The organism is Halospeciosus flavus, assembly GCF_029814175.1.
GTDB lineage: Archaea > Halobacteriota > Halobacteria > Halobacteriales > Halobacteriaceae > Halospeciosus > Halospeciosus flavus.
Window position 1 is genome coordinate 1,193,272 of record NZ_CP122312.1, and the last position, 12,626, is coordinate 1,205,897.

9 protein-coding genes and 2 pseudogenes are annotated in these 12,626 nt (G+C 58.2%); 3 read left to right on the top strand and 8 right to left on the bottom strand.

Annotated elements, in window-relative coordinates; translation table 11 throughout:
• Positions 1–38: 38 nt before the first annotated feature.
• The 7 genes from P0Y33_RS06245 to P0Y33_RS18930 form a co-directional block, all read right to left on the bottom strand.
• Positions 39–2,456 carry a GAF domain-containing protein gene (locus P0Y33_RS06245; RefSeq protein WP_279529680.1) on the bottom strand — a complete coding sequence of 806 codons (2,418 nt, stop codon included), beginning with the start codon at positions 2,454–2,456 and terminating at the stop codon, positions 39–41.
• 206 nt (positions 2,457–2,662) lie between these two features.
• Positions 2,663–3,685, bottom strand: a complete 1,023-nt coding sequence (locus tag P0Y33_RS06250) for a DUF5305 family protein (RefSeq protein ID WP_279529681.1) — start codon at positions 3,683–3,685, stop codon at positions 2,663–2,665.
• Positions 3,686–3,710: 25 nt separating this feature from the next.
• Complete coding sequence (locus P0Y33_RS06255; protein ID WP_279529682.1) at positions 3,711–4,196, bottom strand: hypothetical protein; 486 nt, start codon at positions 4,194–4,196, stop codon at positions 3,711–3,713.
• A complete protein-coding gene (locus P0Y33_RS06260; RefSeq protein ID WP_279529683.1) occupies positions 4,193–5,263 on the bottom strand; it encodes a signal peptidase I in 1,071 nt (356 codons plus the stop codon). The genes P0Y33_RS06255 and P0Y33_RS06260 overlap by 4 nt, the downstream gene beginning before the upstream one ends.
• Positions 5,223–5,771: a hypothetical protein gene (locus tag P0Y33_RS06265; protein ID WP_279529684.1), complete on the bottom strand. Its 549-nt coding sequence runs from the start codon at positions 5,769–5,771 to the stop codon at positions 5,223–5,225. Before P0Y33_RS06265 ends, P0Y33_RS06260 begins: the two co-directional genes overlap by 41 nt.
• Positions 5,772–6,615: 844 nt before the next feature.
• Entirely contained in the window at positions 6,616–7,869 is a 1,254-nt protein-coding gene (locus P0Y33_RS06270; RefSeq protein ID WP_279529685.1) for an RNA-guided endonuclease InsQ/TnpB family protein, read from the bottom strand.
• Between the two features lie 350 nt (positions 7,870–8,219).
• Positions 8,220–8,651, bottom strand: coding sequence for a hypothetical protein (locus tag P0Y33_RS18930; protein WP_321170507.1), 432 nt, complete (start codon positions 8,649–8,651; stop codon positions 8,220–8,222).
• 53 nt (positions 8,652–8,704) lie between these two features.
• Here P0Y33_RS18930 and P0Y33_RS06280 point away from each other — a divergent pair.
• The 3 genes and pseudogenes from P0Y33_RS06280 to P0Y33_RS06290 all read left to right on the top strand — a co-directional run.
• A pseudogene (locus tag P0Y33_RS06280) lies at positions 8,705–9,359 on the top strand (IS630 family transposase); the annotation flags it as partial.
• Between the two features lie 43 nt (positions 9,360–9,402).
• Positions 9,403–10,509 (top strand): IS630 family transposase, encoded by a 1,107-nt coding sequence (locus tag P0Y33_RS06285; protein ID WP_279529687.1) that lies wholly within the window; start codon positions 9,403–9,405, stop codon positions 10,507–10,509.
• 6 nt (positions 10,510–10,515) lie between these two features.
• Positions 10,516–10,857 (top strand): annotated as a pseudogene (locus P0Y33_RS06290) (transposase); the annotation flags it as partial.
• Between the two features lie 352 nt (positions 10,858–11,209).
• Here the strand turns inward: P0Y33_RS06290 and P0Y33_RS06295 are convergent.
• Positions 11,210–12,421, bottom strand: a complete 1,212-nt coding sequence (locus P0Y33_RS06295; protein WP_279529688.1) for a glycosyltransferase — start codon at positions 12,419–12,421, stop codon at positions 11,210–11,212.
• Between the last annotated feature and the right edge of the window lie 205 nt (positions 12,422–12,626).

The window sequence follows — 12,626 nt, forward strand, 5'->3', positions numbered from 1 at the left end:
CACCCTTGCCCGCTACGCTTCAACAGCGCCAGCTCTACTCAACCAACAACCTGCTTCCGAAGAGCGACGTCGATTGTCGCATCTGCATCACGGGCAAGACGGGAGAGTGGGTCGTCGATGTCCGGAAACTCGAACTCGAGTTCGGTCTCGCGTCCACTGAGGAGTGCCTCGTTGCGCTCGACGGCGTCGATTGCGTTCGCAATCTGCGTCGCGAGCTCCGAGAGTACCGTGACTTCCTCGTCGGTGAAAATCTGCGGTTGGTCGGCGTAGATTTCGAGGAATCCGTATTCGTGGCCATCACATCGGAGGGGCAAACAGACGAGGCTTCGAAAGCCACGATTGAGGGCGGCCTTTCGCCACGCGGCGACGCGGCGATCCCGGTGGATGTCGTTGACGACGATGGGCTCGCCTCGTTCCTGTACCCGTTCGGGAATGGGCGTCGTCTCTCGATCGCCACTTGCCTGATCGAGAATTCCTTGCCCTTCACCCGCAAATGCGAGCGGAGTATATTCGTCTCTGACAGCGGTCTCCTCACCGATCCAGGTGAATCGATAGTGGTCGACGTCGGTGAGGGTCTCACAGACGAGTTGCTGGACTTCGGACCGCGAATTGGCCTGTATCAGCCCCCGGTTGATCGTCCGGATGATCGAGTTCAGTCGATTGACTCGGCGAAGCTCCTCGTTTCGCGCTTCGAGTTGCTGGTCTTTCTCTTCGAGGGTTTGTTCGCGTCTGGCGCGTTCGAGTGCCGTCGCGGCGTTCGACGTGAGTAATTCGGCGAACTCGATATCTGTCTCGCTGAAGGCGTCGGAACGTGTCGATCCAGAAATGAAGATTCCGAAATCACCGATCGGAACGAACAGTTGACTTCGCGCAATTTTCCCGTCCCTCCCAGTCGCCCCAGTGAACGAGGTCTGCTCGCCCTCACTGGTGGCATCGTTGATGACCGTCGTTTCTCCGTCGACGAAGGTCTTCCAGATGGAGCCACCCAATTCGTGCACTGTCGAGAGCGGTCCGAACAGGGCTTCGACCTCCTCTGTCTGGGCGACCGGTCGAAGCTCTCCGCTGGCGTCGTCCCAAAGGAACACAGCAGCGGCAGTCAGATCGAGGACGTCGTCGGCATCGGCCGCGATGATTTCGGCAATCTCGTCGCGGTCGGTCGTCTGGATGAGCTCCCGTGTCGTCCCGTGAAGCGTTTCGAGCATCTCTTCGCGCTTCTTGATGGTGCGTTCGCCACGGTGGCGATCGAGTGCGGCTGCAGTGTTCGCCACGAGAATCTCGGCGAGTTGCCGGTCCATCGCGGTAATCGGGTCGTCACGTGGGAAACCCAGCGCCAACACCCCATACTCGCCGAGTGGCAGATACAGCACACCCCATCCAGATGTACGGGTGTGCGTATCGTCGATATCGGCGGCGTGCTCGACAAATTCAGCGGTCTCCGTATAGAAGGCCCGAACCGCTGGCGTGTCTTCTTTGACGCCGTACACGGGTAACTCACCGACGACTTCCCGTGCCTCGTCAGTCGTGCTGACCGGGACGAGTTGCTCGTCCTCGTAGAGGTAGACCGCACTGAGCGGGTTGTCGACGATATACTCGGTCGCGCGGACAGCGACATCCGCAATCTCCTCGCGTGTCGTCGCGTCGAAGAGATCCTGTGTCGTCTCGAGGAGTGCGTGGAGTGTCTGTTCGTAGGAGTATCGCTGCGCGACGTTCCGGCCCGTCCCACAGATCCCGATAACCTCTCCATCTTGGTCGTGAAGCGTAGTTCCGCTGAACTCGTAGCGTACTCGTCTGCCTTGCTTCGTGAGGAAATCCACTTCGAAGGTGACTGTCCCCGTTTCGAGCACTGTGTCGAGGGCCTCTAGTACGACATCGTGCTCGTCTTCGGGGAAGAAGTCGAGCATGTCGAGTTGGCGTGCCTCGTCGCTGCTGTACCCGGTGATACGGTGGGCCGCATCGTTCCAGTAGATGGGTTGTCCATCCGTATCGGTGACGTAGACGACGTCGTCGAGCGACCCGAGAACGGTATCGAGGAACTCGAACCCCTCGCGAAGTTGCTGGCGGTCGTTATACGTTTCAGCGTCGTCGTGTACTGCCGTCGCCAACCGTTCGGGGTGCTCCTGTACCGTCGATTTCTGAAACGCATTCGTCGCGCCAGCCTCGATGAGTTCGCTCGGATCCGTCTCGGCCCCATTCACGAGGCCGATAAACGGGAGTCGTGACTCACGATTTCGAACAGCGTGGAGAAATTCGGGAAGCGGTGGGTTCGAGAGTTGATTGCCACCGACGACACAGTCGATATCGTCGCCGTCTTCGAGGCGATCGAGCGCTGCCGTCGGATCCGTCTCGGTGTGGACGTCGAAGCTCACTCGGAGGGGTTCCAGCCGGTTTGCGAGTGGCTGGAGAAACGACGAGTCGTCGTCGACGAGGAGAATCCGGTGCGACTTGTCAGATTCCATTAGCTACTGTTGTGAACTCCGAGTACTTAGTGGCGGTGACCGAAAAAACAGCAAATACAGAAGTATCAACTACAGATATTGACTAGCAAACGGATGGGTTTTCGTGGCAAGTGAGGTACGGGGCCACATACTGCTACTGCAGAGTGCGTTGAGCGTATACAGATTGCCACAATTGGCGACCAGTTAGTTCAGTCACACTACGACGACTATTCGCCGTTCGACTCGTGACCGGTTTCCGGTTCGTACTGGTACTGGACATCGCCGTCGAGGACCGCGTATCGGCCCACCGAAGGGTCGTAGACGACGCGCTTCCCGGAGTCGATCGCGACGTCGACCAACGCTTCCAGTGACTCCATTCGGACTGTCGACGCTGTCGTCGGGGCCGGGAGCCGTCCCGTCGAAATCCACTCGCCGTAGCGTGTATGGTGGAGTTCATCGGCCAATTCGTCTTCGGGGACAGCGTCGAGACGCCGCGTCGTGACGCCGGTCACGATTCCCACGACGACGAAGACGATGCCACCGACGAGTGGCAACTGGAACGGCAGGTGGGAGTCGAGTGGCAGTGTCCGAGTATGTGTGACGGGCGTGCTGTGGGTCTTCGAGACCGTATCTGTCTCGATACCGTACCAGCGGTCACTGAACGTGAGCGAATACGCGTTGGTCGACCCTCCGTCGTATTGACCGACAGTGTACTGACTGGAAACCCGGAGGGCAACATCAGTCGTCGCTGCCCGCCCGAACTCCGATTGGTACGCCGCCAGTTGCTCCTGGATGTCCGGCATCGAGAGCGTCATTGTCGACACGGTGCCCGTCGCGCTCGATGTCGTCGTGACAGTCAGGGGTTCGGTGTGTTGCCAGAATGTCTCTCCTCCCCGACGTGCCGTGTAGACGAGTTCCGCGTCGTGTTCGGCAGTTCCGGAAACGTCAGTGGGGAGTGTCGTCGCCACCGTAATATTCGCATGAGGTGCTGCGGTCAGCAGATACACTGGCTGGTCGTGAAGGGTCGTCCCCCTCTCGTACAGTGAGGTGTTTCCGGTAACCATCGCAGCTGCGCTGATCTCTGTCGAAACCGTCTGCCTGTCGGTATGGTCGGTAATCTCGGTCGTGGGCGGGTTCGCGTACACTGCGCCAGCGCCAGCCAAGAGGAGGATACCGACGGCGAGGAACGTAGCCACGAGCGCTGGACCACGCTTGGCGAGCAGATATCGGAGGCGGAGTGTGGAGGTCATTGGTGGTGGGTGGAGGTGGTTGTCGTCACGATTCGATGGGGACGGTACGGTCCTGTGCGGAGACGTAGAGGCCAGGGGCCGACGCCTCGATGTGGAAATACACGGTTCGCCCGCCGAGCGCACTGTCGTTGTGCACGGCGAGATCGACCTGGCGTGTCTCACCCTGTCCGAGGGTGAACGTGGCCTGGTCGCCCGTGGATGTCCCGTCGACGACCAGTTCACCGGTATCGGTCGAGTCCGATCGGAGGGTGACCGTGACGGTCACATCCTGGCCGAAGCGGTTCGTCAGATTGACCAGTGGCTCGGTCGTGTTCGTGTGGACGGCCGGTGCCGTATCGATACCGTAGACGCCAGATACGTCGTTGGCGACGCCGATATCGCTGGTCCGACCGACACTGCCGGTCGTGAACGCTGCCGTCCCGAGACTCCCGCCGACGACGAGCATCACGGTAGCCACGATGGCGAGCGTGAGGAGCGTGTTCGAGCCGGTGCGGCGGCGTGAGCGAGTCATTCGAACCCCTCCGTCAGGATCGTCCAGAGACGCGACCGGGAGCGACGAATCGGCTCACGACCGTCGATGGCAACCCAGTACAGCACCCAGAGTGGCCCAAAGATGAGCCCCGAAGTCGCGCTCGCCGCGGCAATCGGGTGCCAGTTGTGCAGCCACACCAACACGGAATGAGGCAAGACTGCAGGGTAGCGGTTGACGGTGATCTGTGCGGGAACCGGACCGATCGTACGGGCCGGATGAATCGTCCCCTCGATAGAGAGATTCGTCGCACTGCGAGTCATCGTCGTCACATCGATACCGTGACTGCCGACGACGCGCGTCGTCAACGGCATCTGTGGCAACTCGATTTGCGTCTCGACCGCTTCAGCTGTTCCGACGAGCACCGTTCGCGGACCGCTTGCACCGGCCGCGGATTCGACGGCGACCAGCGGGATATCGTGACTCGATCCACCGTAGACGAGGAGGCCACCGACTGCGAGAAACCCGACCAGAAAGACTGGTCCGGCAACGTCGCGGACACGCGTCAGGTCACGAGTGGGTCGTGTCTGACCCTCACGAGCCCAGAGCAATGCGAGTACACCGCCTGCAAGCGCGAGCACGGCCGATAGATTCGCACGCGCCGTTGCGAGAACGAACCCCAGCTGCGGGATGAGGAGCGGCTCGCCGCCGACAGTGAGGACCTCACCACGAATCTCGCCACGAGTGACCGGTGGATACCCTGTTTCCTGGTCGATTTGTGGGTTGTTGTCGCCCTTTGTGAGATAGCCGTCAGCAGTCTGCCCGACAATTCGGTGGGTGACGTAGGCGTCGCGTTCGTCGCTCCAGAACGTGACGATGTCACCATTTTGGACCTCCCCCGCGGGGACGAGAATGTAGCCATCGTTCACGCCGATCGTCGGTTCCATACTGTCGGAGTATACGTATGAGAGTTGGACAGGCGCTCCGGCGGATGCCGTAGTCAGCACCACGATCAGGAGAACGCCGAGGAATCCAACTCTTCTAAGCATCGAAAAAGCGGAGGCGGTGTTAGGCCGAGATTTCCAGCGACCCGGATAGGTCGTCTGCACTCGAGAGACCAGTCGTGTCGACAACGATGACGACGTAGAGGGTGGTACCCGAGCCGATACCGGAGAGCGTGGTCGAGGTGTTCTCCTCACTCACAGTGCCGACCGACGCGCCAGTACCGTCGTAGATCTGGAACTCGATGTTGGTCGCAGTGACAGCAGTCCCACCAGCGCCCGTGTACGAGACAGTAAAGCTGTGTGACGTTATGTCCTGATTCGTAATCGTGAACGCAGAGCCGTTAACGGGGTCGGCAGTGTTACCGATTTCGAACGTCGCGTTCGCGTTAGCGCCAGTTGCGGAACCGCGTGCAAAGTCAATCGCAAGCTGACCGCTGTTGTTGTAGACAAGGTCACCAGAGGACCCATCTGCGAGGCCGATTAGACCGGCGTCGTCATTGACAACGTCAACAGAGGCAGTACGGCTAAGTGTAGCAGACGTGTACGCACTGGCCCCGATTGTTGCGGAGGCAACAACAACGACCATCAGAATGGTTGCAAGCTTTAGCTTCATTACAACTAAACGAATGGGGACTACGTACCAGTCCTTGCTGCATACACTTGTTAGGGTGACTCTTTCTGACCCTACATACGTAGGGAATGATTAGATAGTTGCTACGATAGTGGAGTAACATGGCTGATGACCTATAGGAATCTTCACAATCGGCCTCAATCCCCGCAAGAGGCAGTCTATGAGAAATCCGTGCCCGAGTGTGAAGGACGTCGGAATGGGTTGGCGCGTACACGCGGCGATCCGAGTGTCGTCAGGAGAGCGGTCGTGTGCCCCTTCTGGCGTATTCCTGGATGGATACTGATGTAGAGTCTCGGCCAGTCGAACGGGTTCTCGACGCCGACAAGTATGAAACCACAAGACTGCGGCCGTATGTGGAGAGCGACGCCGGTTCTCGTCTCCGCCCCGAGTTGTGTCCGGTCGCTCGGAGAGAACGGCTCAGACCGGAGATCGCTGGCGATTTAGCCACTTTACTAATTATCAGGAATCTGGTCCGTAATTCCCTAGCCCCCGCTCAAGCCGTCACACTGAACCACATATCCACAGACATCGCTCTCTTGCGGGGAGTTCGGTCAATTGTGAGATTTGGTGCTGTCGAGAGACGGTGGGTGAGCGATCTGCCAACCACGCGCCCGACGCACGATTGGACGGCGACCGCAGCACGATGTCCGTTTAACCTTTAGACGACGGATCTCATTTCGACGAGGAGTCACACTGATTCGACGACGATCGGATCAGTCGTGAAGCATCGATTCGACGACTCATAGCGCCAGAGCAGTTGCTTCGACTTCATCAGCAAGTCGAGTACTCGCATCCATTGGTACAGGCACACGTCAGGAACCCACGACTAAAGTCGTGGGCTTGTCAGTGGACTCCCGGTCGACCCACTCTTCGTGGTCGGTGAAAACTCACCGTTCCCGTTCACGGTCCCTGACTTCAGCGCAACCTGACAGTTTGCGCGTCCAGCACCAGACTTGAGCCAGTGCTGGACAAGACGCCACCCAACGTTCCGGGCGGCATTATAGTCGCTGTGCAGTTCTTTCCCACACTTCAGACACTCGAACTCGTCACCATCACGGTTGTCCTCATGCGTGAACCCGCATTCCGAGTGACTGCACCGCTGACTCGTATATTGGGGCTTCACGTCATCGACGAGAATTCCGTAGTCCTCGGCCTTGTACGCGACAAACTCCTGCAGTTTCTTGAACGCCCACTGCTGAAACTTCGAGGCGTTCGAGATACGCTCACGGATCTGCTTCAAGTTCTCGACCGCAATCGCATCACAGTCGTGCCGTCGGGCTTCGAGAACGATCGCGAGTGCGACCCGATGCAAGTAGTCCTCACTCCAATTCCCGAAGCGATCACCCATCGACTGGATCGTGAGGTGTGCGGACCGTGTCCCTGTCTGCTGTAGATTGCCGCGCTTGCGCTCGTACACGTCCCGCTTGTGGGTGAGGAAATCCGCGTTGCCGAGGAACGCGCCCGTGCTGGTGACTGCCAGATAGCCGTCGACGTTGAAGTCGACGCCGAGAACCGTTCCGTTCTCGACTGTCGACGTGTCCGTCTCTGGCTCTTTCTGGAAGTTCACGTGCAGGTAGTACGTTCCCTCGCGCTTGTGCAGTGTCGCACTCGATTTCTCCCACGCAGGGTCTTCCCAGTACGTCTCGAAGGGCGTGTCACTCGCGTCTTCGGGGAAGACGTATTCGGCAGTGACGCGACCGTCAGTGGTGGAGAGAGTGCAGTGGTCGTCGTTGAACGTGATGGTTCGGCTATCGTAGACGACCACGGTGCCGCGGAACGTGGGCTTGCTAATCGCTTGGTCTTCCTCGAAGTAGAGTTCCGTGCAGGAATCGAGAGCCTCTGCTGCAAGTGATCGGGCGGCTTGGACGTGATTGGCGACGAGGTCGGTTTGCTCGCGGACCTCCTCGTACGTGGCGTCGTGGAGTTCTGACTTGCTGTCGATGATGTTCGCTGGATTGTCGCTCCAACCGTAGTCAGCCACGTATTGTGCTGCCTCTCGGAACTGCTCGAACGTCTCATCGAGGAGTGCGTCCCCATCATTGAGTACGTCGAGTTTCACCTCGCAGTTCCGATTCAGCATGTAGTTCAAATGTAGACTCGTTATTATTTAATAGCAGTGATTCACGTTGGGGAGTCGGCCTGTCGGTATTCGTGGCTTGTGTCCTGACCGGTCGGCTTCCTCCCACGACTAACATCGTGGGTTTCCGCCTTGAACTTCTATGAGACGCGAGATGGGACCATGCGCTAGAAGACCACCATACTCTTCGTCTGTCTGGTCCTCATGTCGAATAACCTGTGCCACAGACACAATCGAACAAAGTGCGAAACGTCGAGCGCGGAATCCGGCTCGGTATTCTTGGAGCGTTTGTCCACGGTATTCGTCGACGGAATCCGGCAATCATCGTGAACGCCGTTCTCTCCTACGGAGCGTCATTTCTCCCAGGGGTCGTCGAGCGGATGGTCGGTATCCAATTCCGGCCGTGGCAGCGAATCTACGTGGAAATCGCGATGCTCACACACGCCGTCGGGATGTGTGGGCCCTACGACGAAGTCTGGTGGTGGGATCACCTCACGCATACGCATTCGGCGACGCTGCTCGGCGGTCTCGTTCATGTGATTGCTCGCCGTCGGAATCAGGCTCCGACCCCTCGCGTGCTCGCCGCCGTGATGGTCGTTAGTCTCGGTTGGGAGGTTCTCGAGTTCCTCATTCACGTTGTCGCCAGGCGACTCGGTTTCGAACCGATTCTCGTCGTCTATGGTCCACGAGACACACTCCTCGATCTCGTCTTTGATCTCGTCGGCGCGCTCCTCGTCCTGCTCTTCGGAGACTGGTTCCTCGCAAATTTCGTCAAGAATTGACATTCACACTATAGTAGTCGTTAGAACTTTCCGCACGGATACTGTGATAGTACGTAATGGACCACCTTGACGAGATCTCTGTCGAAGAACTCCAAGAGGCTCTTGACAACGTGGACGGGAAGAAGCCGACAAAACGGCTGTTAGCGGCGATTGCGTACAAAAACGGTGTCACGCAGACCGAGCTAGCTGAATGGCACGATACCGGTCGTCGAACGATCTACTGGCTCAAGCGACTCGACACCGACGAGTCGCTTGAGCACGCCGTTACTGATGATAAACGAACTGGGAGAAAGCGGAAACTCTCAGAATCACAGCAACAAAAGTTCGAAGACGCAGTCCACGATCCTCCCGAGGAGGTTGGGATCGACGCGCCGGCGTGGACGCCGGCGCTCGCCCAAGAATTTCTCGCGGACACCTTCGACGTTGAGTACTCAATCCCCAGCTGCCGGCGGCTGTTGAAAGAAGCGGGATTGAGCTATCAAAAACCACGCCGGACAGCCGCCGAAGCCGACGAAGACGAGCAAGAGGAGTTCCACGAAGAGCTCAAAAAAGCGGCGGGAAATGGACGCCACCGTAGTCTGTATCGATCAAACCAAGAAATCCGTGCAAGTTGAGCCGCGTGCCGCGTGGTTTCCGCGCGGCACGCGGCCCTCCGTTGAACTCTCTGGACAACGCGAGTGGACGTGTTTGCTCGGTGCGATCACCGAAAATAGTGGTTAGGGGAAGTTATGGAGGTGGCGTCTGATATGAGAGTATGCCTGGGGATCGCCGCAAAGAGATCGTCCGTCACCTCAGTGAGGACGATCTCGACCGGCTCCTTGCGGAGTCTACTGACGAGAAACTCACTGAGCGGCTGATCTTCATCAAACGTCTCTACAAGGGAGCGACGCTGGAGGACGCTGCCGACGATGTCGGCAGGTCCTCCGGGACAGGAACACGCTGGGCCCGCCGGTGGAACGAAGGTGGTCTCGGTCTCCTGATGCCGAACTTCGGGGGCGGCAGGCCCCCGAAGCTCGGCGACGACCAACGCGAGCACCTCTTGGAACTACTTCGTGACGGCCAACCGTGGAAGAAACAGGAAATACAGCACCTCATTAACGAAGAATTCGACGTAGAGTTTCACCCGGTCTATCTCAGTACCTTTCTCGAAAATCTCGGCCTTTCCTACGCAATCCCACGGACTAAGCGCCCATCACGCCCGGAGAACGCCGAAGAGATTCTCGACGAACGCGTCGCTGACGCGTTCGACGAGGAGCCTGACGACACACCGCACAACAAACGCGACGGTGACGACGAGGAAGGATGGGTCGTTGACGAGGAAATCCGGACGGACGGTGGAACCGTCCTTGGATTTCTCGACGCATCCCATCCACAACCGTGGGACAACTCACAGCGACTCTACACCGTGGATGATCCGCACATCACCCGACCGCTGGTGAAGTTAGACGAACCAGCGGTCGGGTTCTATGCAGTCTCTGGTGAGAGTATCGTTCAGTTTCCGACCAATCAAGAGAAAGAACGGATTTGCGAGTGCCTCGAAGGGATCCGCGAGCAGAATCCGGGGCAGCGGATTCTGCTCGTCTTGGACAACTTCTCCTCACACGTGTGCGAGTACACGCGTAAGCGAGCCCACCAACTCGGCATCGATTTCGTGTTTCTCCCGGTTGGCTCTCCGGATCTCAACCCAATCGAGCAGGTCTGGAAGAGCCTCAAGTGGAAAGCATCACCGTTGATTGTGGAGAGCGCGGCAGAATACCGCGCTCTCCTCACTGAGCTCTTTGAGCAACTTACGACTCAGCTGAGTTTCGCAGCCTCGTGGATCGACGAGTATCTCGGCGGATACCTCCAGAAGTTACGCTAGATACTAAACGGTGATCGCTTCTTCTCCCAATTTACCGAGTACGTCACGGCCGAACACGCGAAACATTTCATTTTAGCGTTATACGAAGAATTTGAGAAAGACTTGCTCATCGTCCTCGATGGAGCGTCGTATTTCCAGTCGGCCGTCACGGACCTCGCGGACCGTGACGGCCTTGATTTCGTGACGTTACCATCGTACTCACCGGAGCTAAACCCTGTCGAGGAGTGCTGGAGACAGCTCCAAGCATTTCTGAGCAACTGCTTCTTTGACTCACTTGACGAGCTTACAACCGCGATCGATACCGCTCTTGACCAACTCTCTATCCCAAAAGTGAGCAACCATTTCTAATCGGTACTATAGTTCAAGGAGAAAGCCCACGACTTCAGTCGTGGGTGGATATCAGCACACGACTGCTGTCGTGGAGTTCCTGGCGTTTGGGGTCGGTTCGACGCCGACGGAGGTAACTTTCGGTCCCAAGACGGTCTTGCGTTGTGGGTAGTGCGTCAGACCGAGGTGTGTGGTGTTGCCAGTCCGTTCGACTCCCGCCGCCCTACGGACCGTGTCAGGAACCCACGACTAAAGTCGTGGGCTTGTCAGTGGACTCCCGGTCGAACCACTACTCGTGGTTGATGATTCAGCACGGCTCGTCGAATTGTCCCGGAGATAGGGATCGAACGGGTGCAGTGCAGGACACCCGAGACTAGAACGGGCCGAACAACTCGTAGATTCGGTCTCGAACTTTTCGAGACGCTGCCTCCCAAGTGTACTGGTCTGCTGCGAGCTTGCGTGCGTTCTCTCCGATGTTCTCTCGGCGAACCGGGTCATCGCGAAGTCGCTTGATCGCATTAGGGAAGTCATCGATCTCGGCGACACAGAGGTGCCGATCCTCCTCTACCGCGATACCTCGGACGCCGAATGGCGTCGAGATGACGGGAAGACTTCGAGCAAAGTAGTCGATTAGCTTGATGTTAGTCCCCCCTCCAGAGAGCATCGGATTGAGTGCGATATCCGCGGCGTCGAAGTGAGCTTCGAAATTCGCCTCAACGTATCCCGTCGTCGTAACGTGTTCAGGGAGCGACGACTCGTCTAGGGCGTTTCCGACGGAACCCATGATGAGGAAGTGGACTTGTGGTTGTGCTCCCTGCATCCTTCGAGCCACGTCGACGGTTGCCTCGGCAGCTTCGACATTCGGTTTGTAGTTGCTCCCCATGAAGAGACAGACAGTCGCCGTGCTGGGGATATCGTACCGCTCGCGGACCTGTATCGCGCCGTCGGAATTCGGCCGATGTTCCCGGAGGGCGCTCTCGTAGGTTCCGTTCGGTGCGACGATGATCGGGCCCCCAGGGTCGTACTGCTCGCGATACACGCGTGCGTCGCGATCGCTCGTACAGATGATGGCGTCGGACTCCTCAACGGACCGCCGTTCGAGTGTGTCGACACGAGCTTCGACGTGTTCGTCGAACAGTGGTTGATGGATGTCGCCGAAGCGCTCAGTCTCGACGTTATGACTGGAGAAAACGACCGGTGTCTCCTCAGTAGTGTGGTCGAGGATGTAGGGCGTCTGCCAGGGTTCGCGTGCGAGGACGACGTCCGCGTCGGCGAGCATCTCATCAAGGCCGTCGCTCGCGAGTCGGAGTGCGTGGCTCGCGAGGAGGTTTGGGTAGCCGAGGAGCATCGGTGCCTTGATCACCTCGTGGAGCGGGTGGAGATGCCGGCGTTCCTCGTAGCCGTCCGTGATTTGGACGCGTCGGCGCAGGTCAAGTGACTTGTACATCGCCGGTGAGCCACCCTGACAATAGCGGACGACAGTATCCCCCTCAACCGGGAATTCCTTCACCAGTCCGTGTGTACGGTGGTCCCCACCCATCCGAGGAGGGTAGGTGACGTAGGGGGCGACCTGGCAGAGGTGCATAGCCTAGAGGCCGGTCAGTTTGTGTTTAGGGATATCGGTTTGTTACCGATTCTGGGTAAATCCTCATTGAACTGTCTCGTTGATGGGACATATAGTAGAAGTCGTCAAGCATCTCACGTCTAAAGTCGTGAGATTCAGCGTGAATCCCCGCTCTGGCCACAACTAACGACAGGAGAATAGATTCCATTCATGTCAGAATCTAGCT